At 57.1% G+C, this 26915-nt stretch carries 24 protein-coding genes; 12 read left to right on the forward strand and 12 right to left on the reverse strand.

Annotated elements, in window-relative coordinates:
* Nucleotides 1-6: 6 nt before the first annotated feature.
* Together ABRP31_RS17045 and ABRP31_RS17050 are read left to right on the forward strand one after the other, a co-directional pair.
* Nucleotides 7-531 (forward strand): CsiV family protein, encoded by a 525-nt coding sequence (locus ABRP31_RS17045; RefSeq protein ID WP_349969425.1) that lies wholly within the window; start codon nt 7-9, stop codon nt 529-531.
* Nucleotides 532-602: 71 nt separating this feature from the next.
* Nucleotides 603-3344: a DEAD/DEAH box helicase gene (locus ABRP31_RS17050; RefSeq protein WP_349969426.1), complete on the forward strand. Its 2742-nt coding sequence runs from the start codon at nt 603-605 to the stop codon at nt 3342-3344.
* A gap of 208 nt (nt 3345-3552) precedes the next feature.
* On the opposite strand, the gene ABRP31_RS17055 is transcribed toward ABRP31_RS17050, so the two are convergent.
* From ABRP31_RS17055 to ABRP31_RS17065, 3 genes are all read right to left on the reverse strand, one after another.
* On the reverse strand, nt 3553-4293 hold the full coding sequence (locus ABRP31_RS17055; RefSeq protein ID WP_349969428.1) for an S-methyl-5'-thioinosine phosphorylase: 741 nt from the start codon (nt 4291-4293) through the stop codon (nt 3553-3555).
* A 9-nt stretch (nt 4294-4302) separates the two neighbouring features.
* Nucleotides 4303-5301, reverse strand: a complete 999-nt coding sequence (nagZ, locus tag ABRP31_RS17060) for a beta-N-acetylhexosaminidase (protein WP_193441845.1) — start codon at nt 5299-5301, stop codon at nt 4303-4305.
* 86 nt (nt 5302-5387) lie between these two features.
* Complete coding sequence (locus ABRP31_RS17065) at nt 5388-6104, reverse strand: TetR/AcrR family transcriptional regulator (RefSeq protein ID WP_087265097.1); 717 nt, start codon at nt 6102-6104, stop codon at nt 5388-5390.
* A 247-nt stretch (nt 6105-6351) separates the two neighbouring features.
* Here ABRP31_RS17065 and lexA point away from each other — a divergent pair, with 247 nt between their 5' ends.
* Complete coding sequence (gene lexA / locus ABRP31_RS17070) at nt 6352-6960, forward strand: transcriptional repressor LexA (protein ID WP_087265098.1); 609 nt, start codon at nt 6352-6354, stop codon at nt 6958-6960.
* Between the two features lie 9 nt (nt 6961-6969).
* Nucleotides 6970-7440, forward strand: a complete 471-nt coding sequence (sulA, locus tag ABRP31_RS17075; RefSeq protein ID WP_349969430.1) for an SOS-induced cell division inhibitor SulA — start codon at nt 6970-6972, stop codon at nt 7438-7440.
* 8 nt (nt 7441-7448) lie between these two features.
* Here sulA and ABRP31_RS17080 read toward each other — a convergent pair whose 3' ends face one another.
* The 7 genes from ABRP31_RS17080 to ABRP31_RS17110 form a co-directional block, all read right to left on the reverse strand.
* Entirely contained in the window at nt 7449-7682 is a 234-nt protein-coding gene (locus ABRP31_RS17080; protein ID WP_027900631.1) for a hypothetical protein, read from the reverse strand.
* Nucleotides 7683-7831: 149 nt separating this feature from the next.
* Nucleotides 7832-8353 (reverse strand): DUF6586 family protein, encoded by a 522-nt coding sequence (locus tag ABRP31_RS17085; protein ID WP_349969432.1) that lies wholly within the window; start codon nt 8351-8353, stop codon nt 7832-7834.
* Nucleotides 8354-8620: 267 nt separating this feature from the next.
* On the reverse strand, nt 8621-11230 hold the full coding sequence (topA, locus tag ABRP31_RS17090; protein WP_349969433.1) for a type I DNA topoisomerase: 2610 nt from the start codon (nt 11228-11230) through the stop codon (nt 8621-8623).
* A 114-nt stretch (nt 11231-11344) separates the two neighbouring features.
* Nucleotides 11345-11581 carry a DUF1653 domain-containing protein gene (locus ABRP31_RS17095; RefSeq protein ID WP_087265102.1) on the reverse strand — a complete coding sequence of 79 codons (237 nt, stop codon included), beginning with the start codon at nt 11579-11581 and terminating at the stop codon, nt 11345-11347.
* Between the two features lie 103 nt (nt 11582-11684).
* Nucleotides 11685-12860: an acetyl-CoA C-acyltransferase FadA gene (fadA, locus tag ABRP31_RS17100; RefSeq protein ID WP_087265103.1), complete on the reverse strand. Its 1176-nt coding sequence runs from the start codon at nt 12858-12860 to the stop codon at nt 11685-11687.
* Nucleotides 12861-12881: 21 nt separating this feature from the next.
* Entirely contained in the window at nt 12882-15029 is a 2148-nt protein-coding gene (gene fadB / locus ABRP31_RS17105; protein ID WP_349969434.1) for a fatty acid oxidation complex subunit alpha FadB, read from the reverse strand.
* A gap of 586 nt (nt 15030-15615) precedes the next feature.
* Nucleotides 15616-16053: a hypothetical protein gene (locus ABRP31_RS17110; RefSeq protein WP_349969435.1), complete on the reverse strand. Its 438-nt coding sequence runs from the start codon at nt 16051-16053 to the stop codon at nt 15616-15618.
* Between the two features lie 109 nt (nt 16054-16162).
* On the opposite strand from ABRP31_RS17110, the gene ABRP31_RS17115 reads away from it, so the two are divergent.
* Nucleotides 16163-16603 carry a universal stress protein gene (locus ABRP31_RS17115; RefSeq protein WP_087265106.1) on the forward strand — a complete coding sequence of 147 codons (441 nt, stop codon included), beginning with the start codon at nt 16163-16165 and terminating at the stop codon, nt 16601-16603.
* Nucleotides 16604-16875: 272 nt separating this feature from the next.
* Here ABRP31_RS17115 and ABRP31_RS17120 read toward each other — a convergent pair whose 3' ends face one another.
* The gene (locus ABRP31_RS17120) at nt 16876-18792 is read right to left on the reverse strand and encodes an ATP-binding cassette domain-containing protein (RefSeq protein WP_087265107.1); all 1917 of its coding nucleotides are present in this window, start codon (nt 18790-18792) and stop codon (nt 16876-16878) included.
* On the opposite strand from ABRP31_RS17120, the gene ABRP31_RS17125 reads away from it, so the two are divergent.
* From ABRP31_RS17125 to ABRP31_RS17140, 4 genes are read left to right on the forward strand one after another with little or no spacing between them, the layout of a single operon-like run.
* On the forward strand, nt 18791-18967 hold the full coding sequence (locus tag ABRP31_RS17125) for a hypothetical protein (protein ID WP_349969437.1): 177 nt from the start codon (nt 18791-18793) through the stop codon (nt 18965-18967). The two genes, ABRP31_RS17120 and ABRP31_RS17125, sit on opposite strands and share 2 nt — an antisense overlap.
* A 40-nt stretch (nt 18968-19007) precedes the next feature.
* Nucleotides 19008-20936, forward strand: coding sequence for a transglycosylase SLT domain-containing protein (locus tag ABRP31_RS17130; protein WP_087265108.1), 1929 nt, complete (start codon nt 19008-19010; stop codon nt 20934-20936).
* A 53-nt stretch (nt 20937-20989) separates the two neighbouring features.
* Nucleotides 20990-21532: a hypothetical protein gene (locus tag ABRP31_RS17135; RefSeq protein WP_349969438.1), complete on the forward strand. Its 543-nt coding sequence runs from the start codon at nt 20990-20992 to the stop codon at nt 21530-21532.
* Nucleotides 21423-22499: a glycerophosphodiester phosphodiesterase gene (locus tag ABRP31_RS17140; RefSeq protein ID WP_349969439.1), complete on the forward strand. Its 1077-nt coding sequence runs from the start codon at nt 21423-21425 to the stop codon at nt 22497-22499. The genes ABRP31_RS17135 and ABRP31_RS17140 overlap by 110 nt, the downstream gene beginning before the upstream one ends.
* 19 nt (nt 22500-22518) lie before the next feature.
* Here ABRP31_RS17140 and ABRP31_RS17145 read toward each other — a convergent pair whose 3' ends face one another.
* Nucleotides 22519-23535, reverse strand: coding sequence for a LacI family DNA-binding transcriptional regulator (locus tag ABRP31_RS17145; protein WP_349969440.1), 1017 nt, complete (start codon nt 23533-23535; stop codon nt 22519-22521).
* Between the two features lie 414 nt (nt 23536-23949).
* Between ABRP31_RS17145 and ABRP31_RS17150 the strand changes: the two genes are divergently transcribed.
* From ABRP31_RS17150 to csrA, 3 genes are all read left to right on the forward strand, one after another.
* Nucleotides 23950-24441 (forward strand): gluconokinase, encoded by a 492-nt coding sequence (locus ABRP31_RS17150; RefSeq protein WP_087265282.1) that lies wholly within the window; start codon nt 23950-23952, stop codon nt 24439-24441.
* A gap of 112 nt (nt 24442-24553) precedes the next feature.
* Nucleotides 24554-25906, forward strand: coding sequence for a GntP family permease (locus ABRP31_RS17155; protein ID WP_349969441.1), 1353 nt, complete (start codon nt 24554-24556; stop codon nt 25904-25906).
* A 588-nt stretch (nt 25907-26494) separates the two neighbouring features.
* The gene (csrA, locus tag ABRP31_RS17160) at nt 26495-26683 is read left to right on the forward strand and encodes a carbon storage regulator CsrA (protein ID WP_002554157.1); all 189 of its coding nucleotides are present in this window, start codon (nt 26495-26497) and stop codon (nt 26681-26683) included.
* Nucleotides 26684-26915: the final 232 nt, after the last annotated feature.

Consider the following 26915-nt stretch of genomic DNA (forward strand, 5'->3'; position numbering starts at 1 on the left):
TCATTCATGCGTGTGCTCCACTCACTCATCCTGCTGCTGACGCTGATCGCGCCAGCAGCATTTGCCGATGGCAATTTTCAGGTCGAAATGATCCTGTTCCGCCAGCAAGGCGAACCTGCTGCAACGCGCCAGATCGCGCCTGAGCACTGGGCGGCCAACGCCCAGAAGATTGACGCGCAGAGTGAGCGTGGGATTGCGTTGAAGGATCTGGCCGACAAGCTGAACGCCAGCGGCACCTACCAAGTGTTGCTGCACCGTGCCTGGCAACAGAATCTGAGCGCAGAGCCAAGCAAAGTTGCCGTCACCAGCGGCGAAGAACAGTGGGCGCACTTCCCTATTGAAGGCACCTTGAGCATAGGCATTGCACGCTTTACCGATATCGCGGCAGACTTCTGGGTCAACCAGCTTGATGCCCACGGTGTGCTGACCAGCAGTGAGCGCCTGAAACAGACCACCCGGGTCAAGAACGGCGAGCTGATTTACATGGACCACGGAAGTCTGGCCATGCTGGTGAAAGTATCGCCCCTGTAACTATTCAAGTAGCGCAACACGTGCTTCTTTTCCCATTTGAGCATCGCTACGGCGTAGGGCTGTCCTGAACTGTGTCGTCCATTCTCGAAAAAGTCCTCGCTTCGCCCTGGACACATGCATTTACCAGCAAAACCGTTGAGCGGGGGTTTGACTACGCCCACGAAGACCGTATCCAGCTTGAAGAACTCAACCCTGACTCGGCTCGCACGCTGTGCAGAGGTTCAGGTTCTGAGGTCTATACCCAGACGCTGAAATTCAGAGATCCCGAGCGATTCAAAAATGCTCTGGTTTGTAAATGCACGTGCCCGGTAAGAGAGAACTGCAAGCACTGTGCAGCCGCGCTGTTCTATCTGCAGGCGCCACAGAACCGCAACGCCTTGCAGGCTGCGCTGGATACGGCCCCCTCTGTGCAGCCGCCGCGCATCGAGAAAGCGCCCGCCCTGCCGGAGCGACTGGTCGACGACATCAAGCCACAGCCACGCCTGATGCTGGCCAGTGTCGAGTTCAGTGCTTACGAGCCACGCAACGGGCGCATGCAGCGCCACATCCAGCATCGCGCAGCCCTTGCTTTTGGCTACGACAAGCACTACGCAATCGGCACGGCCAATGTGAGCATCCTGGTCAGCTCGCTCGGAAGCGATCTGGTTAACCAGAAAAGCGACATCATCGAACACCGGGAAACCGAAACCCTGCGTATTCGCCGCCAGGGCGAGCTGGAGCGCCAGCAACGTCAGGTGCTGCAGGACATGGGTTTCAGAGTCGCAACCCGGCAAAGCAAAGCGCTGCCAGACACCGCCGGTGACATGTTTGACCTGCCCAACGACAAGGCGTGGCTGCACTTCGTCCTCAACGACTTGCCGCGCCTTGAAGAACAAGGCTGGGAAATCGTCATCACCGAGGATTTCGCTTTCGACGTGACCCCCGTGGACGACTGGTATGCAGTCATCGACGAAGAGGCGGAACGCGACTGGTTCGATCTGGAGCTGGGCATCATCGTCAACGGCGAACGCCTGAGCTTGCTGCCAATCCTTATCAACCTGCTGCGCAGTCACCCGGAATTGATGAGCGCTGCCGGGATTGCCAAGCGTGGCGATGACGAGCAACTGCTCGTGCAACTCAATCACTTCACGCAAAATGGCGGCGGGCCGGTGCAGATCGCCCTGCCCTATGGGCGCCTGAAACCGGTATTGGCCACCCTTGGCGATTTCTATTGGCGCGAAGAAGGCAGTAACTCACTGCGCCTGAACACCGCCGACGCCACACGCCTGGGCCAGCTCGATGATTTACCCCTGAGCTGGCAAGGCGGCGACCGTCTTCGCCAATTCGCGGACCGGCTGGCCAATATCAAGGACGCGCCGGTGGCGGTGCCAGAGGGGCTCAACGCCACTTTGCGACCCTACCAGCACGAAGGCCTGAGCTGGATGCAGTCGCTGCGCGAACTGGAAGTCGGTGGCGTGCTGGCCGATGACATGGGTCTGGGTAAAACCCTGCAGACCCTGGCGCACCTGCTCATGGAGAAACAGGCCGGACGTCTGGATCGCCCGGCGCTGGCCGTGATGCCCACCAGCCTGATCCCCAACTGGCTGGACGAAGCCGAAAACTTCACCCCGCAACTACGGGTGCTCGCTTTGTATGGCGCCAATCGCCACGCTGATTTCGACAACCTGAGTCAGTACGACCTGATTCTTACCACCTATGCCCTGCTGCCGCGGGACGAGGAAGTACTGGCCAAGCTGTCGTTTCACACCCTGATCCTCGATGAAGCGCAGTACATCAAGAACCCCAACAGCAAAGCCGCTCAGGCCGCGCGCAGCCTCAATGCCCGCCAGCGCCTGTGCCTGAGTGGTACGCCGCTGGAAAACCATCTAGGCGAGTTATGGTCACTGTTTCACTTCCTGATGCCGGGCTGGCTAGGCAGCAGCAAGGAATTCAACAGCAACTACCGTAACCCCATTGAGAAGCACGGCAACATGGAGCGCCTGCAGCATCTGAACGCGCGGATCAAACCGTTCCTGCTGCGTCGCACCAAGGAACAGGTCGCCACCGAGCTGCCACCCAAGACTGAAATCATTCACTGGGTCGAACTTAACGAAGCCCAGCGGGATGTGTACGAAACTGTGCGCCTGGCCATGGACAAGAAAGTCCGCGACGAGATCACTCGCAAAGGCGTGGCGCGCAGCCAGATCATCATCCTTGAAGCGCTGCTCAAGCTGCGTCAGGTCTGCTGCGACTTGCGTCTGGTCAACAGCGCTCCGGCCAACCCGCGCCAGGGTCACTCCGCCAAGTTACAAAGCCTGATGGAGATGTTCGAAGAACTGCTGGCCGAGGGCAGGAAGATTCTGCTGTTCTCGCAGTTCACCTCGATGCTGACCCTGATCGAAGCCGAACTGAAACAACGCGGTATCGAATACGCCCTGCTGACCGGCTCTACCAGAGACCGGCGCACGCCGGTGCAGGCATTCCAGGCGGGCAAGCTGCCAATCTTCCTGATCAGCCTGAAAGCGGGTGGCACCGGTCTGAACCTGACCGCTGCCGACACCGTGATCCATTACGACCCGTGGTGGAACCCGGCAGCCGAAAACCAGGCCACCGACCGCGCTTATCGCATCGGTCAGGACAAACCGGTATTCGTCTACAAGATGATTGCCCGAGGCACCGTGGAGGAGAAGATCCAGCGCTTGCAGCAAGAGAAGTCAGCATTGGCGGCCGGAGTGCTGGATGGCCGGGTAACGGGTGACTGGAAACTGCAGAGCGAAGACATCGCCGCATTGTTTGCGCCGTTGCCGGCGCAGACAAAGAAGGGCAAGAAGTAAGGACATCACATCACGCCCCTGTAGGAGTTGCCGAAAACTGCGAAGAAGGTCTTGTCTGTCACACCGCCTTCGCAGCCTTCGGCAGCTCTTACAGGGATCGCCGATCTGTGGGAGCCGGGCTCGCCCGCGATTCAGACACTGCGGTTTATCGTGAATATAGAGTCATCGTTCATCGCGAGCTAGCTCGGCTCCTACACAGTAAACATTGTCAAACCGCGCCCAGCACCCGCGCCAGCGTCGCTTTCACTTTGCCCATCCCGTCGTGCAAGGCCTGTTCAATTTCGGCCATGGTAATAACCGCTGACGATTTGCCTGCTGCCGGGTTGACCACTAGCGCCAGACAGGCATATTCCAGTTCCAGCTCGCGAGCAAGAGCAGCTTCCGGCATACCGGTCATGCCCACAATGTCGCAGCCGTCACGCTCAAGGCGAATGATCTCGGCCACAGTCTCAAGACGCGGCCCTTGAGTGCAGGCATAAACGCCGCGCTCGCTGAACTCACAACCCTCTGCCGCCAACGCCGCAATCAGACGCCCGCGCAGCGCTTCGCTGTAGGGATAGCTGAAGTCGATATGGGTTACTTGCTCCAGGTCATCGGCGAAGAACGTGTGCTGACGGCCGCTGGTGTAATCGATCAGGTCGTGGGGCACACAAAAATGTCCAGTGCCCATGGCCGGATGAATCCCACCCACTGCGTTGACCGCCAGAATGGCCTCAGCGCCAGCCTGCTTGAGCGCCCAGATGTTGGCCCGATAATTAACCTGATGTGGCGGAAAGCGATGCGGATGACCGTGACGGGCCAGAAACATTACTTCGCGACCGGCGTAGTCACCGATCTGAATCTCACCCGAAGGCGCACCGTAAGGCGTACTCACCGGCAAAGACTGACGAATGTTCAAGCCTTCAAGCTGAGTCAGCCCCGTGCCACCGATAATTGCGTAAACAGTCATGAAAAATCCTTAGTCGATCAATTGCGCAGCGCGCAACGCTTCAAGCGCGGCAAGCCAGCGCGGATGTTGACGATACTCGGTGCTGGCAAAAGCCTGACCGCGCATTTTGGCAATACGTGCCGAAGGCTTGACCTTGAGCCGTTGCGCTGCACTCAGTGCCAGCTCCGCAGCCGCCCGATCGTTGCAAACCAGCCCCATGTCACAGCCGGCGGTCAAGGCCGCCTCGATACGACTGGCAGCATCACCGACCACATGGGCGCCGGCCATGGACAGGTCATCACTGAAAATCACGCCGTCGAACTTCAACTCGCCGCGCAAAATATCCTGCAACCAGCGCCGGGAGAAACCGGCGGGCTGAGGATCGACCTGCGGATAAATGACATGCGCGGGCATCACCGCAGCCAGTTGCTGGCTCAGCCGGGCAAACGGGACCAGATCGTTGGCGCGGATCTGCTCCAGGCTGCGTTCGTCATTGGGTATCGCCACATGGGAGTCAGCCTCTGCCCAGCCGTGCCCGGGAAAATGCTTACCGGTCGCGGCCATGCCAGCGGCGTTCATGCCACGAATAAATGCACCCGCCAGCAACGCCGCACGCTCGGGATCACCCTCAAAAGAGCGCGTACCGACAACAGCGCTGCGCTGATAGTCGAGATCAAGCACGGGCGCAAAACTCAGGTCCAGGCCCACCGCCAGCACTTCAGTCGCCATCAGCCAGCCGCAATGCTCGGCCAGCACCTCGGCATTTGGCTGATGGGCAATAGAACGCATGGCAGGCAATCGCACAAACCCTTGGCGCAAGCGCTGGACGCGACCGCCCTCCTGGTCCACTGCCAACAGCAAATCAGGCCGTACCGCACGAATCGCCGCGCTTAACTCACGTACCTGTCGGGGATGTTCAATATTGCGGGCAAAAATGATCAGGCCGCCCACTTCGGGCTGACGCAGAAACTGGCGATCCTCGGCGGTCAACCAGGTGCCCGCGACATCCACCATCAAAGAGCCTTGCAGGCCAGAACTCATAAAAAAACACCATTGCCGATATCCAATCCGGGCAATGGTGCTTGATCATCGAGCCTGGCGCAATGCGCGAACAGTCAGGCCTTGGCAGTGCCGGGGATACTTGAGGTGCTTTTGGTGCGCGGCTTGAGCTGCGCAGCAATCATTGCGGTGTCGGTGACACCGGTTTCGGCCCGCATGCCAGCGGCCAGAAACGGCACCATCAGGCGCATGACCTGCTCGATGGAGGTGTTAACGCCAAAATCGGTTTCAGCGATCGCTCGCAATGCCTTGATGCCGGACATGCTGAACGCTGCAGCACCGAGCATGAAGTGCACACGCCAGAACAGTTCGATGGGAGGAATGCGCGGTGCCGCCTCATTGACCAGTACCATGTAACGGCGGAACACCTTGCCGTACATGTCTTCGAGATAGCGACGCAAATGGCCTTGGCTCTGGCTGAACGCCAGACCGAGCAGACGCATGAAAATCGACAGATCGTTATTGCTGCGCGGCTGGACCACGAGTGCTTGCTCGACAAGCATCTCCAGCAGCTCTTCCAGCGTAGGTTTTTGATCAGGCTTGGCCTGACGACGCTCCAGCTCACGATCAAGGCTGATACAGAAAGGCCCGAGGAAGCGTGAGAAAACAGCCTGGATCAGCGCCTTCTTGGAACCGAAGTGGTAATTGACCGCCGCCAGATTGACCGACGCCTTGCTGGTAATCAGCCGTAGCGAGGTCTCCGCGAAGCCTTTTTCCGCGAACAACTGCTCGGCAGCATCAAGAATGCGTTCAACTGTTTCCGACTGGGCCATGGTTCTCTGCCTGACAAACACTTGTTTGAAACATACGTTTCAGACTATGTACCTGTCAAGCCCGTGATTCGCCATAGCCCGACAGGGGCGTATTTAACCATATAAACCGTGGGCTGTAGCCATCCACATAGCCTTCCCTGCCCTTCTGCCCGATGACCTTGGAAATAACTGAGAGAAAAGGACGATTGCCAACTCGCTCGCACTGTATATAATCCCAGTCACTGTATAAAAAGACAGAGCGATCAACATGATTAAACTGACGCCACGCCAAGCTGAAATTCTGGAATTCATCAAGCGCTGCCTTGAAGACAACGGCTACCCGCCTACCCGTGCGGAAATCGCTCAGGAGCTGGGCTTCAAATCGCCCAACGCAGCAGAAGAGCACCTTAAAGCCCTCGCCCGTAAAGGCGCGATCGAAATGACTCCAGGTGCTTCCCGAGGCATCCGCATTCCAGGCTTTGAAGCCAAGACCGAAGAAAGCGGCTTGCCGATCATCGGCCGGGTTGCGGCAGGCGCACCGATTCTGGCTCAGCAACATATCGAAGAATCTTGCAACATCAACCCTGCGTTTTTTCATCCAAGTGCCGATTACCTGCTAAGGGTGCAAGGCATGAGCATGAAAGATGTCGGCATTTTTGATGGCGATCTACTCGCTGTGCACACCACCCGTGAGGCCCGCAATGGCCAGATCGTGGTAGCACGCATTGGCGATGAAGTGACGGTCAAGCGATTCAAGCGTGAAGGCAGCAAAGTCTGGCTGATTGCCGAAAACCCGGACTTCGCGCCCATCGAAGTGAATCTCAAGGATCAGGAACTGGTTATCGAAGGTTTGAGCGTCGGCGTTATCCGTCGCTAAGGAGACATCATGCAGTTCGTCCAGGCCCCGCAATCACAACTTCCGCTGTTTGAAGCATTTCTCGCGCAACCTATTGCGCCCATGCTCAAAGAGGCAGCGGCAACGTCATGGAACAACGAACCTGAGGTGTTCAGTGAGCTGTCATTGCGTGGTGCGGCCGGGAACTGCTTGAGCCTGCTGGCGCCAATCCTGCGTGAACTGAGCGAAGAATCTGACGCTCGCTGGCTGACCCTGATCGCACCACCATCCAGCCTTACACAACGCTGGCTGCGTGACGCCGGGCTGAATCGCGAACGGATTCTGTTGCTGCAACCACGCGGAACTCAGAGCGCATTTGAACTGACCCGTGAGGCGCTTCGCCTTGGGCGCAGCCACACGGTTGTCAGCTGGATCAATCCGATCAGTACAGGATTGCGTCAACAACTGATCAGCGCGGCAAAGCTGGGTGACGCGCAGAGCCTGAACATTCGTCTGGGCTGAAACAAGCTTTAGTGAAGAACTCGCGGGCCGGTATCTTTTTCCAGCTCGCCTTCGGCCAGACGACCCGCCATCTGTACACCTACGCTCAGCATTGCCTTGGCGATTTCTACGTGTTGCCCTTGCAGAAACTCTTTGGCGTCAGCCGAGAAATCCAGCGTCACCAACGACCCTTCGTCATCGGCACGACGCAGCTCGATCCGACCGTCAGGTAGTTCCACAATTTCAAGAAACGATGTTGGCATCAGGGCAGTACTCCACGAAAGGCCGACATTGTAGCAGCCTGTCGACTCAGTCCCTAGGGCCTGTTCCCGTTTTATGACGAGCCGCGTTGCCCGGCCTTTTTGTCGCAGTAGTCATAACCAGAAGGGTCTGGTCCGTGATTCAGTGCATTTCAGCACTCGCTCAGGCCTTCACGGAAGCGAATCGCCAGCCCTTTAAGCTGCTGACGCCAGCTTTCAAGCTCCTCGCGGGTCAATTCAGGCTCAGACTCTTCATCAAGATTCACCGCCACGATCAGTGGCTGCGTCACATCGCCTTTTACTTTTTTGGGCGCACGCGGCGGTTCAAACAAGGCGTTATAAGCCGCAATCAGCTGAGCCAGCCAGGTTTCCCTGTTTTGAGCCAACTCGACCAGCTCAGCCATTTCCGGGATCGCCAGTGCATCCAGCACCTTCTGATTCAGGAGCAGTTCTGCGCGCGGCGCATTGGCCTCCGGCAAGCGGTAGTAACCGGCGATCTCATGACACAACCCCAGCAAAGCACCATACAAATGGAACAACGCGGACTCACGCTCCGCCTGCAACAGCGCCTGCGCGTTCATTGCACGGCCTTCCTGCGCCTTGCCCATGGACTCCAGGGCGAGCCCGGCGAAGTAAATCTTTTGATTGGTACGGGTGTAGAGTTCATGGGCCATGGCGGCAACCTCCGTAGCGATGAAATAAAGCCTGCACCAACATGAGTGCGGTGCAACCTTCCGAATTAACCCCAATCCTTTAGGGGCTCACGAGATTACGAGGCCAGCGATGGCGGTGTGTCAGACAAGCCGTGATCGCTGGCCTCGTAACCTCGGTGAGCGCCTACAGGTCCAATGTTTGTTGCATCCCAACCAAAAAACAAAGCCCTCGGCACGACCAGCATACCGAGGGCTTAGCATTCACGCATCAGGTCCGTTCAGACAGAATCAACGCTTGTCTTCGACCTTCCAGGCCTTGCCGTCGTAGAAAGCTTTCCAGCCAGTAGGCTTGCCTTCAACTTCAGTCTGAACGTACTGCTCTTTGGTCTTGCGGCTGTAACGGATCACAGCAGGACGACCATCAGGATCCTTCTTCGGCGCTTCGCACAGGAAGTGGTACTTCGGATCGATCTCGTCCTTGTGCGGGGCAATTTCCAGAACCAGCGGTGCGCGTGTTTCACGGTTTTTCGGGAACTGACTGGCCGCCAGGAACAACCCGGATGCGCCGTCACGCAGAATGTACGTGTCGTCGACCTTGTCACACTTGAGTTCTGGCATCTTCACCGGATCCATCTTCGGCGGAGCTGCATCACCACTCTTGAGCAACTTGCGGGTGTTCTTGCAATCAGGATTGGTGCAGCCAAAGAACTTGCCAAAGCGACCGGTCTTGAGCTGCATCTCGCTGCCACACTTGTCGCATTCCAGGCTCGGACCTTCGTAACCCTTGATCCGGTAATTGCCCTCTTCGACTTCAAAACCGACGCAATCCGGGTTGTTACCGCAGATGTGCAACTTGTGCTTCTCATCCAGCAGGTAAGCGTCCATTGCCGTGCTGCAAATATGGCAACGGTGTTTGCCGAGCAGTACCCGGGATTCGGATTCACCTTCATCGTCTTCGGCAATTTCATCGCCCGGTGTCAGGTTGACGGTGGCCTTGCAACGCTCTTTCGGCGGCAGGCTGTAACCTGAGCAGCCGAGGAATACACCAGTCGACGCCGTACGGATCTGCATCGGTCGACCACACACCTTGCACGGGATGTCGGTCATCACCGGCTCGTTGGCACGCATACCGCTGTCAGGCGCCTCCGCCACTTCCAGCTTTTTGCGGAAGTCACCGTAGAACTCATCGAGAACGTTTTTCCAGTCACGCTCACCCTGGGCTACGTCATCGAGATTCTCTTCCATGCCGGCTGTGAAGCCGTAGTCCATCAGATTGGAAAAGCTTTCGGACAGACGCTCGGTCACGATGTCGCCCATTTTCTCGGAGTAGAAACGGCGATTGTGCAATGCAACGTAGCCACGGTCCTGAATGGTCGAGATGATCGCCGCGTAGGTCGAAGGACGACCGATGCCACGTTTCTCCATCTCTTTTACCAGGCTCGCTTCCGAATAACGCGCAGGCGGCTTGGTGAAGTGCTGGCTCGGGTCAAGCTTGACCAGCTTCAGGGTTTCGCCCTGGGCCATGTCCGGCAGTACGTCGTCATCGCCCGGCTTGGTCATCTGCGGCAAGGCGCGGGTGTAACCGTCAAACTTCAGGATACGGCCCTTGGCGCGCAGCTCGAAGGTGCCAGCCGCCACACTGACGGTGGTAGACAGGTATTGCGCCGGAGGCATCTGGCACGCCACGAATTGACGCCAGATCAGCTCGTACAGGCGCTCGGCATCGCGCTCCATGCCGCTCAGTTTGCTCGGATGCGTATTGACGTCGGAAGGACGAATCGCTTCGTGAGCCTCCTGTGCGCCTTCCTTGCTGCTATAAACGTTTGGCGATTCCGGCAGGTACTTCTTGCCGAACTCGGCTTCGATGTATGCGCGCGCCATGCTCACCGCATCAGCGGACAAGTTGGTCGAGTCAGTACGCATGTAAGTGATGTAACCCGCTTCGTACAGACGCTGGGCCATCATCATGGTTTTCTTCACGCCGAAGCCCAGGCGGTTACTCGCAGCCTGCTGCAGGGTCGAGGTGATGAAAGGTGCCGAAGGCTTGCTGCTGGTCGGCTTGTCTTCACGCTTGGCGATGCTGTAGCTGGAAGCCTTGAGCTTCTCCAGTGCCGCCATGGCCTGAGCTTCGTTCAGCGGCTTGAACGCTTCACCGTTTTCCCGAGCAACTTCGAAGCGCACATTGGCGCCCTTGGCGGTGCCTAGGTCAGCGTGTACTTCCCAGTACTCTTCAGGGTTGAACGCACGGATTTCCCGCTCACGCTCCACCACCAGCTTCACAGCAACCGACTGCACGCGCCCGGCGGACAAGCCACGAGCGATCTTCTGCCACAGCAGTGGCGAAACCATATAACCCACAACCCGGTCGAGGAAACGACGCGCCTGTTGAGCGTTGACGCGGTCGATGTCCAGCTCGCCCGGTTTGGAGAAGGCTTCCTGAATGGCTTTCTTGGTGATTTCGTTGAACACCACGCGCTTGTAGCGGCTGTCATCCCCACCAATGGCTTCGCGCAGGTGCCAGGCAATGGCTTCCCCCTCGCGGTCCAAGTCCGTTGCGAGATAGATGGTGTCAGCATCCTTGGCGAGCCGACGCAGCTCTTCGATCACCTTCTCTTTGCCGGGAAGGATTTCGTATTTTGCCTTCCAGCCATGATCCGGATCGACGCCCATACGGGCTACCAGTTGCTTCTTCGCCTTCTCTTTAGGCGTGAGCACCGGGCCTTCGCCAGCCGCGGCCTTGCCACGTTTGACGGGTTCTTTACTGGCGCTAGCCGAACCGCTGGTGGGCAGGTCTCGGATATGGCCGATACTCGACTTCACCACGTACTGGTTGCCCAAATACTTGTTGATGGTCTTGGCCTTAGCCGGGGATTCCACGATGACCAGCGATTTGCCCATGGATCAGAAAATTCCTGAATACTGAAAATGAAAGACGGTTGGAACCTGTCAAGGCCCCGCTATATATAGTGGCTACAAGAGGAGGTCAAGCACGGGATAGTGATCGAACTCGCCTCACGGCCTGGAAAAGAGGCTCGGTTCGGCTTGAACCAAAGCAAAGCGCGGGACCTGCTCGCCGTCAACCTCGACGGACTCCTGGAACATGCTCAAGGGCCGCACCCACATCCCGAAATCGCCGTACAGCGCTTGGTAAAACACCACTTCTTCTTCGGTTTCGGAGTGCCTGGCAACACTGAATACGCGGTACTCGGGGCCTTTGTAATGGCGATAGAGCCCTGGCTGTAAATTCATGTTGCTGTCCTCGCAAAAAAAAACTGAAAAACTTTTCTGGAATGGCTTTTACAAAAATACAAAAGCCGGGGCACCTGGCCCCGGCTCGCATCAAACAGACGCGTCAGACGCGTTCGAAGACGGTAGCAATACCCTGCCCCAAACCGATGCACATTGTTGCAACACCCAGATTGGCGCCATTTTGCTTCATGACATTAAGCAAAGTGCCGGAGATACGAGCGCCGGAGCAACCAAACGGGTGACCCAGGGCGATGGCACCGCCGTGCAGGTTAACCTTCTCATCCATCTTGTCGAGCACTTTCAAATCTTTCAGCACTGGCAAGGCCTGTGCGGCGAAAGCTTCGTTGAGCTCGAAGACGTCGATATCAGCAATGCTCAGACCGGCACGTTTCAAGGCTTTCTGGGTCGCCGGAACCGGACCATAACCCATAATTGCCGGATCCACACCTGCCACAGCCATCGAGCGAATCACCGCCAACGGTTGAATACCGAGGTCCTGGGCACGCTGGGCGGACATCACAATCATGCACGAAGCACCGTCGGTGATTTGCGAAGATGTGCCCGCCGTCACAGTACCGCCTTTCGGGTTGAAGGCTGGTTTCAAGGCCGCGAGGCTTTCCAGCGTGGTCTCGGGACGGATGGTTTCGTCGTAGTCGAAGACCTTGAGGAAACCGTTCTCGTCATACCCCTGCATCGGGATAATCTCGTCCTTGAACTTGCCTTCCAGCGTGGCCTTGTGGGCCAGGCGGTGGGAACGCACGCCAAAGGCATCCTGCTGCTCACGGGTGATGCCGTGCATTTTGCCGAGCATTTCTGCGGTCAGGCCCATCATGCCGGATGCCTTGGCGGCATAAAGCGACATGTGCGGATTTGGATCAACGCCGTGCATCATGCCGACGTGGCCCATGTGCTCGACGCCGCCGACCACAAATACATCGCCGTTACCGGTCATGATTGCCTGGGCGGCAGTGTGCAAAGCACTCATCGACGAGCCACACAGGCGGCTGACCGTCTGCGCTGCCGAGGTGTGCGGGATCTGCGTCAGCAACGAAGCCATACGCGCAATGTTCCAGCCCTGCTCCAGGGTCTGGTTGACGCAGCCCCAGATCACGTCTTCAACTTCGGCCGGATCAACCTTGTTGTTGCGCTCCAGCAATTTGCTGATCAGGTGCGCGGACATGTCTTCAGCGCGGGTGTTGCGGTGCATGCCACCCTTGGAGCGGCCCATGGGTGTGCGACCGAAGTCTACAATCACCACATCTCTTGGATTCAAACTCATACATTCACTCCTGAAAGGCGCTTAACCGAAGAAGCTCTGGCCGTTCTTGGCCATCTCACGCAGCTTCGCAGTCGGGTGGTACAGAGCGCCCAAATCAGCATATTGATCGGCCAGGGCAACGAATTCAGCGACACCAATGGAATCGATGTAGCGCAACGCACCGCCACGGAACGGAGGGAAGCCGATGCCGTAGATCAAGCCCATGTCAGCTTCAGCGGCCGTTTCGACAATGCCGTCTTCCAGGCAACGCACGGTTTCCAGGCACAACGGGATCATCATCCAGTTGATGATGTCCTCGTCGGACACTTCGCGCTGTTCGTAGACAATCGGCTTGAGAACTTCGAGCACCGCAGAGTCGGTAACTTTCTTCGGCTTGCCCTTCTTATCTGTCTCGTAAGCGTAGAAACCTTTGCCGTTCTTCTGGCCCAGGCGCTTGGCTTCATAAAGAGCATCGATAGCAGAGCGACGGTCATCCTTCATGCGATCCGGGAAGCCTTCAGCCATGACATCGCGACCGTGGTGGCCGGTGTCGATACCGACAACGTCCATCAGATACGCAGGGCCCATGGGCCAGCCGAATTTCTCCATGACTTTGTCGATGCGGACAAAATCCACACCGGCACTGATCAGTCGGGCGAAACCGCCGAAGTACGGGAACAGCACGCGGTTGACCAGGAAGCCTGGGCAATCGTTGACCACGATCGGGTTCTTGCCCATTTTCTTGGCATAGGCCACGGTGGTGGCAACTGCCAGCTCACTGGACTTCTCACCGCGAATCACTTCAACCAGCGGCATCATGTGCACCGGGTTGAAGAAGTGCATGCCGACAAAGTTTTCCGGACGCTTGAGGGCTTTGGCCAGCAAGCTGATGGAAATGGTCGAGGTGTTGGAGGCCAGAATCGTGTCATCGCCCACTTGAGCTTCGACCTCTGCCAATACCGCCTGCTTGACCTTCGGATTCTCGACAACGGCTTCGACCACCAGATCGACATTGCCAAAATCGCCGTAAGACAGCGTCGGCCGGATCGCATTCAGCGCTTCAGCCATTTTGGCTGCGGTCAGACGGCCTTTTTCAACACGGTTGCCCAGCAACTTCGAGGCTTCGTTCAGACCCAACTGAATGGCGTCTTCGCGGATATCCTTCATCAGGATCGGCGTGCCTTTGGAAGCAGACTGATAGGCAATGCCACCGCCCATGATGCCAGCGCCCAGCACGGCGGCTTGCTTCACGTCTTTGGCGACTTCGTCGTAGACCTTGGCTTTGCGCTTCAGCTCCTGATCGTTCAGGAACAGGCCAATCAGACTCTGCGCCGCAGAAGTCTTGGCCATTTTGACAAACCCGGCGGCTTCGATTTCCAGCGCCTTGTCACGACCAAAGTTGGCAGCTTTCTGAATGGTCTTGATCGCTTCGACCGGCGCCGGATAATTCGGGCCAGCCTGCCCCGCAACGAAACCTTTGGCGGTTTCGAATGCCATCATTTGTTCGATAGCGTTGAGTTTGAGTTTTTCCAGCTTCGGCTGACGCTTGGCCTTGTAGTCGAACTCGCCAGAAATCGCGCGCTTGATCAGGTCAATCGCAGCTTCCTGAAGCTTTTCCGGAGCGACCACGGCATCGACTGCACCCACTTTCAGGGCGTCTTCAGCACGGTTTTCTTTGCCAGAGGCAATCCACTCGATAGCGTTGTCGGCACCAACGATACGCGGCAGACGAACCGTACCGCCAAAACCGGGATAGAGACCCAGCTTGACTTCGGGCAGGCCGATTTTGGCGCTGCTGGACATCACGCGATAGTCTGCGGCCAGGCACATTTCCAGGCCGCCACCCAAGGCGATACCGTTGATGGCCACCACTGTCGGCACACCAAGGTCTTCGAAATCACTGAAAATCCGGTTGGCTTCCAGATTGCCAGCCAGCAGTTCTGCGTCCGGCAACTTGAAGTTGTCGACAAACTCAGTGATGTCGGCGCCGACGATGAACACGTCCTTGCCGCTGGTGACAATCACGCCCTTGATGGAGCCATCGGCTTTGATGGTGTCCACAGCCTGACGAAGGTCATTGAGGGTGAGACGGTTGAACTTGTTGACGGACTCACCCTTGAGATCGAAATTCAATTCGACGATGCCGCTCTCAAGAGCCTTAACCGTGATGGCTTTACCTTCGTAAATCATCAACTGATCTCCACGATATGGAAGCTGAACAATACACACCGGACGCTGAAATCTGGCGCGACTACGACGTTATCGTCGGTGAAACGCCAAATCTTCAGGCACACCCGTCGATGCGGTAGCCGGGATCTGTAAGAACTGTCTTACTACCAAACGCTCAATTCATACGCCCGTTTGATTTGGGTGCGCCTACCATCATGCAAATCCAGCAGTTTGTCAATTCGACGAATCACCCACAAATGCGGGTCATCCCATAAAGCATCGCACGTCCAGGAGCACTCAAGCCCAGCGTGATCAGCCTCTATTCACTGTGTTTATCGGCAGAAAGCGAACAAACCTCCATGTAGGTTTTGCACCGAAGAGGGTCACGCATGAAAATAAATACAAGAAAGCGCGACAAATGAGAGCAAAGAGTCTACATTCAGCGCACGACCGCACGAGGCTAGCCTTTCAGGGTTCGCTGACTGCATGAGTCACACGCTTTGGGCATTGCACCGCAAAGCGCTACAGAATTACCGGCCTGCCTGGCCAACCCGAGCCCGATGTTGTTATCGGGCTTTTTAATGCCTGAGATTTGAGCTGACGAGCATCAAGCCAACGCTTTCAGCACTACAGCAATACGCTGTAACACCTCTGCTTCGCCCTGCTCCCCCCAACACAGAGTGATCATTTGCTTATCCGCTTCGACCTTGTACACATCAGCTGGCAGGGTATTGAAGTGCACGAGCAAACCAGCATCTTCACAGGGCTCGCGCCACTGATTGAGCCAAACACCGGGCTCTGTCTGCCAATACGCCCACACGGAAGGTTTGCTGCTGCGTCGCGGTCGGTGGTATTGCGCGCACGGGCTTGGCGGTTGCCTGGAGAGCCAGTGCGGCCAGTCCTGCGCGGAGAGCTGCATGGCCAGCCCCATCCGCCGGGCTTCCATCCGCAGAGCCATTCTGCCGCCCTGCTGACGGGACGGCCGCAGCCAGACCAATGGGCTGAGCATCACGCCAACGATTGACAGAATTATCCAGAACGTCATATTGCTTGCTGCCTTTTATCCGCTAACCCATTGATGAAGATAATGGCCTGCCCAGATCGGGCTGAAAGAGCCATACTGAACGCATCGCAACCTTACGGAGGACTTCCTCATGAAGTATGAACACGTTCTGGTCGCCGTTGACCTGACTGACGAGTGCAACCCTGTCCTTTCCCGCGGTCGCGAAATTGCCGAGCGCAACGGGGCCAAATTGTCGCTGGTTCATATCGTCGAGCCGATGGCCATGGCCTTTGGCGGCGACGTGCCGATGGATCTCTCGCAACTTCAACAGCAGCAATTTGATCAGGCGAAAGAGAAGCTTGCCGCGCTGAAGGCTCAATATCCCGATACTAATATTGGTGAGGCTCATTTGGTGTATGGCCAACCCCGCCAGGAAATTCACGAGTTGGCGATCAAGGAAAAATGCGACTTGATCGTTGTTGGCAGCCACGGTCGCCATGGTCTGGCCCTGTTGCTCGGCTCAACCGCCAATGACGTATTGCATGGCGCACCTTGTGATGTACTCGCAGTGCGGTTGAAAAAAGCAGAGTGATCCAACCGCAGGGCTAATGAGCGCACCCTCTGTCCGTGGCACAGCGCTGTGTCGCCACGAACATCGGACTGTAGGAGCTCACCGAGGTTACGAGGCCAGCGATCGCGGTTTGTCTGGCACTCCGTCATCGCTGGCCTCGTAACCTCGGTGAGCTCCTACAGGATTGGGGGCAACTCAAATAATTTGGATGTTATTTGGCAAACGCCTTGCCACTTGCGCCACACAATAAAAAGCCCGGAGCAATGATCCGGGCTTTTTATTTGCCTTGAGTATCAGGCGTCCAGCTCGGCCCAGCGCTCCAGCAAACCGTCCAGTTCAGCCTGACGGTTTTCCAGTTGAGCCAGCACCGCAGCCGTTTGCTCGGCAGGACGCTGGTAGAAGCCAGGTTCGGCCATTTCGGCAGTCAGAGCCGCAATCTGTGCTTCGGTTTCGTCGATCTGCTCTGGCAACGCCTCAAGCTCACGCTGCAATTTGTAGCTGAGTTTTTTCTTGGCACTCGCCACCGGTATTTCCTTGGCTTCAACCGGCACAGCTTCAACCACGGCAGTGGCCAGTTCGGCCTTGCCAGACTTGGAGTCAGTGACACCGAGCAGTTTTGGTGAACCGCCCTGACGCAGCCAGTCCTGATAACCGCCAACGTACTCGCGGACTTTGCCTTCGCCTTCGAATACCAGGGTGCTGGTCACGACGTTATCGAGGAATGCCCGGTCGTGACTCACCATCAGTACGGTGCCCTTGAAGGTTAACAGCACTTCTTCAAGCAGCTCGAGGGTTTCCACGTCCAGATCGTTGGTCGGTTCGTCGAGGACCAGCAGGTTGGCTGGCTTGCTGAACAGCTTGGCAAGCAACAGACGTGCACGCTCACCACCTGACAACGCTTTCACCGGTGTACGGGCACGTTGCGGGCTGAACAGGAAATCACCCAGGTAGCTCAGTACGTGACGACTCTGGCCATCGATGTCGATGAAGTCGCGACCTTCGGCGACGTTATCGATAACGGTTTTTTCCAGATCCAGTTGATGACGCAACTGGTCGAAGTACGCAACGTCCAGACGTGTACCGACTTCAACCGAGCCATTGGTTGGCTGCAGGTTATCGAGCATCAGCTTGAGCAATGTGGTCTTGCCGGTACCGTTGGCACCCAGCAGACCGATGCGGTCTTCGCGCTGCAGGACCATGGAGAAGTCCTTGATCAGCATCGGGCCGCCCGGGTGAGCGAAGCTGACGTTGTCCAGAACCATGACCTGCTTGCCGGATTTGTCGGCCGTATCCAGCTGGATATTGGCCTTGCCGGTGCGCTCACGTCGCTCGCCACGCTCGACGCGCAATGCCTTGAGGGCACGCACACGGCCTTCGTTACGAGTGCGACGCGCCTTGATGCCCTGACGGATCCAGACTTCTTCCTGAGCCAGGCGCTTGTCGAACAACGCGTTGGCCGTTTCTTCGGCAGCCAGCACGGCTTCCTTGTGAACGAGGAAACTGGCGTAGTCGCCGTTCCAGTCGATCAGACCGCCACGGTCCAGTTCAAGGATGCGGGTCGCGAGGTTTTGCAGGAAAGAACGGTCGTGCGTGATGAACAGCACGGCGCCCTGGAACTCCTTGAGCGCGTCTTCCAGCCAGGCAATCGCGCCGATGTCCAGGTGGTTGGTTGGTTCGTCGAGCAGCAGCAGATCCGGCTCGGACACCAGGGCCTGGGCCAGCAACACGCGACGACGCCATCCGCCGGACAACTCGGCGAGCGTCTTGTCGGCTGGCAATTGCAGGCGACTCAGCGTGCTGTCAACGAGTTGCTGCAAGCGCCAGCCGTCACGGGCTTCGAGGTCTTGCTGAACGTGCATCAGCTTGTTCAGGTCCTCTTCAGTGACGCAGTTCTGCGCAAGATGGTGATACTCGGCCAGCAAGGCGCCCACACCGTCCAGGCCTTCGGCCACCACGTCGAACACTGTCCGGTCGTCGGCTACTGGCAATTCCTGGGGCAATTCGCCGATTTTCAGGCCTGGCGCACGCCAGACTGCACCGTCATCGGGCTTCTGTACGCCTTTGACCAGCTTCAACATGCTGGACTTGCCAGTACCGTTACGACCGATGATGCACACCCGCTCACCACGGGCGATCTGCCAGGATACCTTGTCCAACAACGGCATAGCGCCGAACGCAAGGGACACATCGCTGAATTTGAGCAGGGTCATGAGCTTCTCCAAAAACCGGGGGCGCATTCTACCTGAGATAGAAGCCATATGTCGGGTTTCAATGACAGGCGCGCTGTCTGAAATGCACAACCGCGCGCCTTTAGTCGTCTTCATTTGTTTCCAGTTGCAAACCCTCGGTCTGCAACGCTTTCAACCGGAGCTGGCAAAAGGCTAAGCTAGCGACACTTTTCACGATTCATCTGCTCGGAAGTCTCATGCGCAGTCGCTTGTTCAGCCTTTTTTCCTGCATGCTCCTCTCTGCTACTGCGGCTCAAACTGTTTACGCCGCAGATCTCAACCAACAGCGTCAGTATTACGATGTGGCCAAAAGCGCTTTGGCCAAAGGCGATACCGGCCCCTATCGGGCCTATGCTGCGGCACTCGCGGATTATCCTCTCGAGCCTTATCTGGCTTACGACGAGCTCACGGCCCGCCTGAAGACCGCGAGTAATCCGGAGATCGAGAAATTCCTCGCCGAGCACGGCGACCTGCCACAAGCCAACTGGATGAAATTACGCTGGTTGCGTTGGCTGGCTGAACGGGGCGACTGGGCAACATTCGTCAAGTATTACGACCCTAAGATGAACTTCGTGGAGCTCGACTGCCTGTATGGCCAGTATCTGTTAGGCCACGGCAAGAAAGCCGAAGGTTACGCCAGCGCTGAAAAGCTCTGGATGACGGGCAAAAGCTTGCCTGCCGCGTGTGACGGTTTCTTTGCCCAATGGGCCACTGACGGGCAACTCCCGGAACAGAAACGCTGGCAGCGAGCCAAGCTCGCCGCACAGGCCGGCAACTATCCTTTAGCGACCACGCTGGTTAACAGCCTCAACAGCCTTGCACCACAGGGCAAGTTGCTGCTGGAAATCGCCAAAAAACCGGAGATGCTCAACAATCCGGCGCAGTTCTCCCCTGTCGACGAAGCGATGTCCGACGTTGTGGGGCTGGGCCTGCGCCGTCTGGCCAAGCAAGACCCGCAGAAAGCCATGGAAATGCTCGACGGTTATTCGGCAAAGATGCACTTCTCCCATGAGGAGCAAGTGCAGATCGCCAAGGAAATCGGCCTGACTCTGGCACGCCGTTACGACGGTCGCGCGCTTGAAGTCATGACCAAGTACGACCCGGACCTGCGAGACAACACAGTCACCGAATGGCGTCTGCGCCTGCTGCTGCGCCTCGGTCGCTGGGAAGATGCCTATGAACTCAGCCGTCGTCTGCCCAAAGACCTGGCCGACACCAATCGCTGGCGTTATTGGGAAGCCCGCTCGCTGGAGCTGGCCCAACCGCACAGCCCGCTGATCCCGGCCCTCTATAAGGACGTCGCCAAGGAGCGTGACTTCTATGGCTTCCTGGCAGCAGACCGGACGCAGAGTTCTTATCAGATCAACAACAAACCGTTGGTGCTCAGCCAGGCGCTGATCAACAAGGTTCGCAACACACCGGGTGTACGTCGGGCGCTGGAGTTCCATGCTCGCGGGCAGATCGTCGACGGCCGCCGCGAGTGGTACCACGTCAGCCGCCACTTCAATCGTGATGAAATGGTTGCCCAGGCCAAGCTGGCCTACGACTTGAAATGGTACTTCCCGGCCATCCGCACCATCAGCCAGGCGCAGTACTGGGACGATCTGGATATCCGCTTCCCAATGGCACACCGCGATACGCTGGTCCGTGAAGCCAAGGTTCGCGGCCTGCACTCCAGCTGGGTGTTTGCGATCACACGGCAGGAAAGTGCCTTCATGGACGATGCCCGCTCGGGTGTCGGCGCCAGCGGCCTGATGCAACTGATGCCTGCCACCGCCAAGGAAACTGCGCGTAAGTTCAGCATCCCGCTGGCTTCACCGCAGCAAGTGCTGGACCCGGATAAGAATATCCAGCTTGGCGCAGCCTATCTGAGCCAGGTCCACGCCCAGTTCAATGGCAATCGGGTGCTCGCTTCCGCTGCTTATAACGCAGGCCCCGGGCGCGTCAGGCAGTGGCTCAAAGGTGCCAATCACCTGGCCTTTGACGTTTGGGTAGAAAGCATTCCGTTCGACGAAACCCGTCAGTACGTGCAGAACGTCCTGTCCTACTCGGTGATCTACGGCCAGAAGCTCAACTCGCCACAGCCGCTGGTGGACTGGCATGAACGGTTCTTTGATGATTTGTAAGTAACCGACGCAATGCCCGATGCCAGTCAGCTCACCCTGACTGGCATTTTTGTTTGCAGCGCCGGACTTCATTGCGCTGCAACAAAAGGCTGATCAACTGGGGATTGTTTTCTGGCTCGCCAGCTTCCTGCATATCCAGAACCCGCACCGAACCTGTAGGAGCTGACGAGCAGCGCGAGGCCGCGATGGCGGTGGATCAGACAGGACGCTTTCGCGGCCTCGCGTTGCTCGTCAGCTCCTACAGAAATAACGGCATTCAGCTACCTTCCGGTAACGACATCAACAGTCACAGAACGACGCCGCACTTGCCGGGTGAATCAGAGGCTGTTAAAGCTCTGTATCAGGTTTTGCAGGCAATGATCGACCGGATCACCAATGATCACAAAAAGAAGGATTATCGAGACCATGCTGAAAGGAATTTCAAAAACGCTGCTCCTCAAGACGCCCTTGAGCAGCCTTCTGACCGGCAGCATGCTGGCGGGCTTGATGATAGCCTCAGCACCAGCAATCTCGGCCGAAGCGCCGGGCAAAGCGCTGAGCGCAAAAATCGGCTTGCCGTGGCCCGCAGTGATTGCCCATCGCGGCGCTTCCTATGACGCCCCGGAAGAAACCATCCCTGCGTACACAGTGGCTCGGGACCTGGGCGCGGACTATCTGGAAATGGATATTCAGCGCACCAAGGATGGTGTATTGATCGCCCTGCACGATGACACCCTGGAGCGCACGACCAACATCGCGCAAGTCTTTCCCAAGCGAGTCAAAGACCCGCTGAACACCTTCACTCTGGATGAAGTAAAGCAGCTGGATGCGGGCAGCTGGTTCAACAAGGCTCACCCGGACCGCGCGCGGGAAGCCTACGCAGGCCTGCAGATTCTGACGCTGGAAGAAGTGATCGATATCGCTGAAGGCGGCAAGAACAAGCCAGGCCTGTACATCGAAACCAAAGCGCCGAGCCAGTTTCCCGGTATCGAAGCGGACCTCAAAAAAGTGCTCGCCAAACGCGGCTGGCTCAACACCCGCCCCGCCGCTGCCCCAGGTTACGTAAACGTTGCGCAAATGCCCGGTCGTGTGGTTCTGCAAACCTTCGAGAAACCAAGCCTGGTGCTGTTGCAGAAAGAAATGCCGCAGGTGCCGAAGGTGCTGTTGCTTTGGATTGGCAAAGGCTCTATCGAACCCGAATCCGATGTCACCTTCGCAGACTCAGGCGCTAAAGACAAAGCCACTTACTATGGCGCTCAGAAGCCGAAAACCCAGGAAGAGTTCGTCGCCTGGGTTGATTGGGCCAAGGCGCACGGCGCAATCGGTACCGGTCCTTCAGCGAAGCTCACTAATGGTGGCGATCAGAGCTACATGGACCTGGTCAAGCCGTGGATGAACAACGTAACTCATGAGAAAGGCATGGTTGTGCATCCCTACACCGTAGATGACGAAGTTGACTTCAAACAAATCAGCCAGGACGGCGTCGATGGTTTCTTCACCAATCGCACTTCGGAATTGTTGAAGTTCTACGGTCGCCCAGCCAAAGAAAGCATGGAAAACATCCTCAAGCGCAACGGCTACTGATAAGCCACACAGCTCCTACTCAAGAGCTTTCGCGCACCACCAGCTCAAACCCCAGGTCCACCTGGGGTTTCTGCGCGACACCATCGATCAGGCCCAACAACAGTTGCGCGGCGCGCTGCCCGACCTCCTGCCGCGGCGTAGCGATAGAGGTCAGACGCGGCACCATGTGCGCCGATCCGGGCAGATCATTGAAACCCACCAGAGACACTTGCTGCGGAATACTGATACCGCGACGCAAGGCCTCCAGCGCTGCGCCTTGCGCAAGGTCATCGTTGCAGAAAAACACCCCGTCTACATCCGGGTGCTTCGTCATCAACTGCATGAACAACTCGGCACCCAGCGCGATTGACGAAGGCTGCGGCGTCATTACCTGCAAGGTCGGATCGTAGAGGCCTTGCTCCTCCAGGACCTGACGAAACCCCTCGCCACGCTGCATGACACGCGGGTCGAGTTGGGCTGCGATGTACGCCAGTCGTTTACGGCCGCGCCCCAACAGATGCCGTGCCGCCTCCGCGCCCGCCAGGGCCTGCGAAAAACCTACACAGTAAGCCGCGCGCAGGGGATCCAGCTCCATCATGTGCACACAGGGCACACCGCTCGCGACCAGCAGCTGACGCAAAGCCGGCGTGTGATCAAAGCCGGTGAGCAGCAGCCCTCGCGGCCTGTTTACCAAGTGGTTGCGCAGCAGGTTTTCTTCTTCTTCCGGAGAGTAATGGTAATTGCCGATCACGACGTCCAGGCCTCGTGGGCGCAGGACGTTCTGAATCGCTTCCAGCGTTTCGATAAACAACTGATTCGACAGCGACGGCACCAGCACCACGACGGTCTGGCTTTGCGAAGACGCCAGAGCCCGCGCTGCCGGATTGGCGACATAGCCCAGTGCAAGCGCCGCGGCGCGAACTCTTTCTACGGACTCGGGGGCAACGGTACTGACTCCGCGCAACGCGCGGGAAGCGGTAATGGGCGAAACGCCAGCCTGGCGTGCAACTTCGTTGAGGGTTGGACGGCCAGTAGAGCGGGAACCAATGCGTGTCATGCGTTGCCAACTACATAAGGATGAGCAGGCAGACCGCGTGAGAACGTAGCGAGCGATGACAAGACAAGGCAATAACAGTCGAAAAAGCGGAGTCCAGGTGTTCTAAATGAGCATTTTTCGACTGTTTTTAACATTGGGTTGTCGAGCGCAGTAGTTATCACGCTTTCTGCAAGGGGTTGCCAAAGGCATCTAATGGGCTCTAAGGTAGCGCTGTCTCATCGACCCTGCCAATGCTTTCAGTCATTTTATTGACTTGGAGTAACGTCCGATGATGACCGATGCATTCAAAACAATGACAAGAACTGGACCCAGCTCTTGCTGTTTTTATGTCCTAGCCGACAAAGACAGCGCTGTCTCCAGCTAAGGTGGCCTACTGTGACAACTGCGAACTCTGCTATTTCCGCTTTGGTGATCATGGGCGTTTCGGGCTGCGGCAAAAGTGTCGTAGGTGCTGAAATCGCTGGCAAAAGCGGAGGCCGCTTGATCGAAGGCGACGCCTTCCACCCTCCCGCAAACATCAAGAAGATGAGCGACGGCCACCCTCTCAACGACGAGGACCGTGCTGGCTGGCTGGAAACGCTGGGCCAGGAGATGGCCAAAGCTCTGAGCAATGGCGAACGTCCGGTCCTGACCTGCTCCTCCCTCAAACTCATTTATCGCGAACGCCTGCGTAAAGCTGTGCCTGGTCTAGGCTTTGTATTTCTGGAGTTGACCAAGGAGATGGCAGTAGAACGTTGCTCCCACCGCCCGGGTCACTTCATGCCAGCCAGTCTGGTCGACAGTCAGTTCGCAACGCTCGAGCCGCCGTATGGCGAGGACAAAACGCTTGTGGTTGATGCTGGCCAGTCAGTCGACGACATCAGCACTCAAGCGGCGAACTGGTGGAAAGCGTCCATAGCCAGCTAAAGGCGTGAGCGCGAAAGACAGCGCTGTCTTGCATAGAAATGTGCTGAAAATAGTGGAACGACAGCGTTTAGCCGTAGCTCCATAAACAATAAAGATAACCGGAGAGACATCCATGTTCGGTATGACACACGAGACGTACCTGTTGGTCGACGCGGTGGTTACGATCATCGGCCTGATCCTGCTGATCACCAAATTCAAGGTTCACCCCTTCGTCGCGTTGACGATTGCCGCAGGCTTCCTTGGTCTGACGTCCGGCATGCCGGTGGACAAGGTCATGAAAGCATTTCAGGACGGCTTCGGCGGCGTGCTGGGCTTCGTCGGCATTATCCTCGGCCTGGGCACCATGCTCGGCAAACTGATGGCGGACTCCGGTGGTGCCGATCAGATCGCACAAACGCTGATCCGCTCGTTCGGCAAACAGCGTGTGCATTGGGCAATGATGTTTGCCGCCTTTCTGGTAGGCATCCCATTGTTCTTCGAAATCGGCTTCGTGCTGCTGATTCCGTTGGTCTACATCGTTGCTCGTCGTACCGGCGTGTCCATCGTCAAGATCGGCATCCCGCTGCTGGCCGGTCTGTCCGCCGTCCACGGCCTGGTCCCGCCACACCCGGGCCCACTGCTGGCCATCGGGATCTTTGGTGCTGACATCGGCAAGACTATTTTCTACGGTCTGTTGGTTGCGCTGCCTACTGCAATTATTGCGGGCCCTATCTACGGCAAATGGATTTCCAAATACGTACCGGGCACCCCTTCGCAAGAGTTGATGGAGCAGATTGGCAAAGAGTCGACCGCGACCAACCTGCCAAGTTTTGGCATCACGCTGGTGACTATTCTGCTGCCGGTGTTCCTGATGCTGCTCAAGACCTTCGCTGATGTCGTACTGCCTGAAGGCAATACTTTCCGCATCTGGATGGACTTCATCGGTCACCCGATCACTGCCCTGCTCGCGGCTTTGCTGTTGGCGTTTTACACCTTCGGTACCGCTCGTGGTTTTGATCGCACGAAAATCATGAAATTGCTGGATCAGAGCCTGACACCAGTGGCCGCTATCGTACTGATCGTGGGTGCAGGCGGTGGCTTCAAGCAAATGCTGGTCGCAAGCGGTGTGGGCGACTTGATCGGCCACATGGCGGTGCAGGCGCAGATCAACCCGATCATGCTGGCCTGGCTGGTAGCTGCGGTGATTCGTATTGCGACGGGCTCGGCGACGGTGGCTACCATTACCGGTGCGGGCATTGTGGCACCAGTGATTGGTCTGATCCCGGGCGTTAACCGTGAGTTGCTGGTGTTGGCCACGGGTGCCGGGTCGTTGATTCTGTCCCACGTGAACGATGCCGGTTTCTGGCTGGTGAAGCAGTATTTCAATATGACTGTGGCCGAGACGTTCAAGACCTGGACGGTGATGGAAACCATTCTGTCAGTGGTCGGTTTGATCTTCATCATGTTGTTGTCGATGGTGATTTGATCTAGCACTTCTGTTGTGGGCCGGCTCACTTCGCCGGCCTTCAACAATCGGTCCTACGGCGTACACGCCAAACCTCTTGAACTGCCGCAACGCCCCTTCCCCGCTTGACCCACGTTTACTCTCGTAAAGCTCAACCGTGTCGCCCGACGCAAATCTCCGCGCAAGTTCATACCTATCTGACCCCACCAACACCGTATTCCTACGCACCCTGTAGCGATTTCCATCAATACTTTCCGAAGATTCCAGCGTATCTCTGAAGTTACGCCTACGCTGATATTCAATCGGAGATATGCAGTCGTATACCTTGATGTGTTGCGGGAAAATGCTGCCGCTCAGGTACACGCTTCACGCTCTGAACAGAAAGGTGTCCAGCCGCGCAGCTAAATACGGGCTTTTGCTAACAAAAACAGGCAGAATTGGCGCGCTCATCGGGTCGGTAACCGGCCTTGATGACAGAAAAATGTACCGAGGGAATTAAATTCACACCTGTAACGTCATATTGATGGACGCATTTGGATGTACTCGGCAACTATTACCACGCAAAGGCAAACGCCAGCCTCCTGCTGAGAGGCCATCAAGGAAACGATTATGTTGATACTCACCCGCAAAGTAGGCGAAAGCATAAACATTGGTGACGAGATTACCGTCACGATTCTGGGCGTTCAGGGCCTTCAGGTACGCCTGGGCATCAACGCACCAAAAAATGTTTCTGTGCATCGTGAAGAAATCTACAAACGCATCCAGGCAGAACTTGCCCCGAACCAAGACCCACAATGACCTGATCGTTCCCCCTATTCAAACCGGGTTGCTTCATATCAGGCAGGTCGGCCACGGCGTCTTCGGACGCCGTTTTTTATTCCCCTACGTTTATAGCCTCCAGTCCTCACAAGCCTCCGCGGCGCTCAATATGTGGCTATTCGCCGCTTACGACCACTTGTCCGCCACCTAGAACTCCTGCTGAAAATCCTCACTCAACCCCATGAACACAAGGATCGATGCAAAGCCCGTA

The organism is Pseudomonas caspiana (assembly GCF_040224095.2).
GTDB lineage: Bacteria > Pseudomonadota > Gammaproteobacteria > Pseudomonadales > Pseudomonadaceae > Aquipseudomonas > Aquipseudomonas caspiana.

Bases quoted from the DNA above. Each gene is read 5' to 3' on its own strand.
- ABRP31_RS17045 (WP_349969425.1), top strand. From the start codon at position 7: ATGCGTGTGCTCCACTCACTCATCCTGCTGCTGACGCTGATCGCGCCA.
- ABRP31_RS17055 (WP_349969428.1), bottom strand. From the start codon at position 4,293: ATGACTGTTTACGCAATTATCGGTGGCACGGGGCTGACTCAGCTTGAA.
- ABRP31_RS17065 (WP_087265097.1), bottom strand. From the start codon at position 6,104: ATGGCCCAGTCGGAAACAGTTGAACGCATTCTTGATGCTGCCGAGCAG.
- lexA (WP_087265098.1), top strand. From the start codon at position 6,352: ATGATTAAACTGACGCCACGCCAAGCTGAAATTCTGGAATTCATCAAG.
- sulA (WP_349969430.1), top strand. From the start codon at position 6,970: ATGCAGTTCGTCCAGGCCCCGCAATCACAACTTCCGCTGTTTGAAGCA.
- ABRP31_RS17080 (WP_027900631.1), bottom strand. From the start codon at position 7,682: ATGCCAACATCGTTTCTTGAAATTGTGGAACTACCTGACGGTCGGATC.
- ABRP31_RS17085 (WP_349969432.1), bottom strand. From the start codon at position 8,353: ATGGCCCATGAACTCTACACCCGTACCAATCAAAAGATTTACTTCGCC.
- topA (WP_349969433.1), bottom strand. From the start codon at position 11,230: ATGGGCAAATCGCTGGTCATCGTGGAATCCCCGGCTAAGGCCAAGACC.
- ABRP31_RS17095 (WP_087265102.1), bottom strand. From the start codon at position 11,581: ATGAATTTACAGCCAGGGCTCTATCGCCATTACAAAGGCCCCGAGTAC.
- fadA (WP_087265103.1), bottom strand. From the start codon at position 12,860: ATGAGTTTGAATCCAAGAGATGTGGTGATTGTAGACTTCGGTCGCACA.
- fadB (WP_349969434.1), bottom strand. From the start codon at position 15,029: ATGATTTACGAAGGTAAAGCCATCACGGTTAAGGCTCTTGAGAGCGGC.
- ABRP31_RS17110 (WP_349969435.1), bottom strand. From the start codon at position 16,053: ATGACGTTCTGGATAATTCTGTCAATCGTTGGCGTGATGCTCAGCCCA.
- ABRP31_RS17115 (WP_087265106.1), top strand. From the start codon at position 16,163: ATGAAGTATGAACACGTTCTGGTCGCCGTTGACCTGACTGACGAGTGC.
- ABRP31_RS17125 (WP_349969437.1), top strand. From the start codon at position 18,791: ATGAGCTTCTCCAAAAACCGGGGGCGCATTCTACCTGAGATAGAAGCC.
- ABRP31_RS17120 (WP_087265107.1), bottom strand. From the start codon at position 18,792: ATGACCCTGCTCAAATTCAGCGATGTGTCCCTTGCGTTCGGCGCTATG.
- ABRP31_RS17130 (WP_087265108.1), top strand. From the start codon at position 19,008: ATGCGCAGTCGCTTGTTCAGCCTTTTTTCCTGCATGCTCCTCTCTGCT.
- ABRP31_RS17140 (WP_349969439.1), top strand. From the start codon at position 21,423: ATGATAGCCTCAGCACCAGCAATCTCGGCCGAAGCGCCGGGCAAAGCG.
- ABRP31_RS17145 (WP_349969440.1), bottom strand. From the start codon at position 23,535: ATGACACGCATTGGTTCCCGCTCTACTGGCCGTCCAACCCTCAACGAA.
- ABRP31_RS17150 (WP_087265282.1), top strand. From the start codon at position 23,950: ATGGGCGTTTCGGGCTGCGGCAAAAGTGTCGTAGGTGCTGAAATCGCT.
- ABRP31_RS17155 (WP_349969441.1), top strand. From the start codon at position 24,554: ATGTTCGGTATGACACACGAGACGTACCTGTTGGTCGACGCGGTGGTT.
- csrA (WP_002554157.1), top strand. From the start codon at position 26,495: ATGTTGATACTCACCCGCAAAGTAGGCGAAAGCATAAACATTGGTGAC.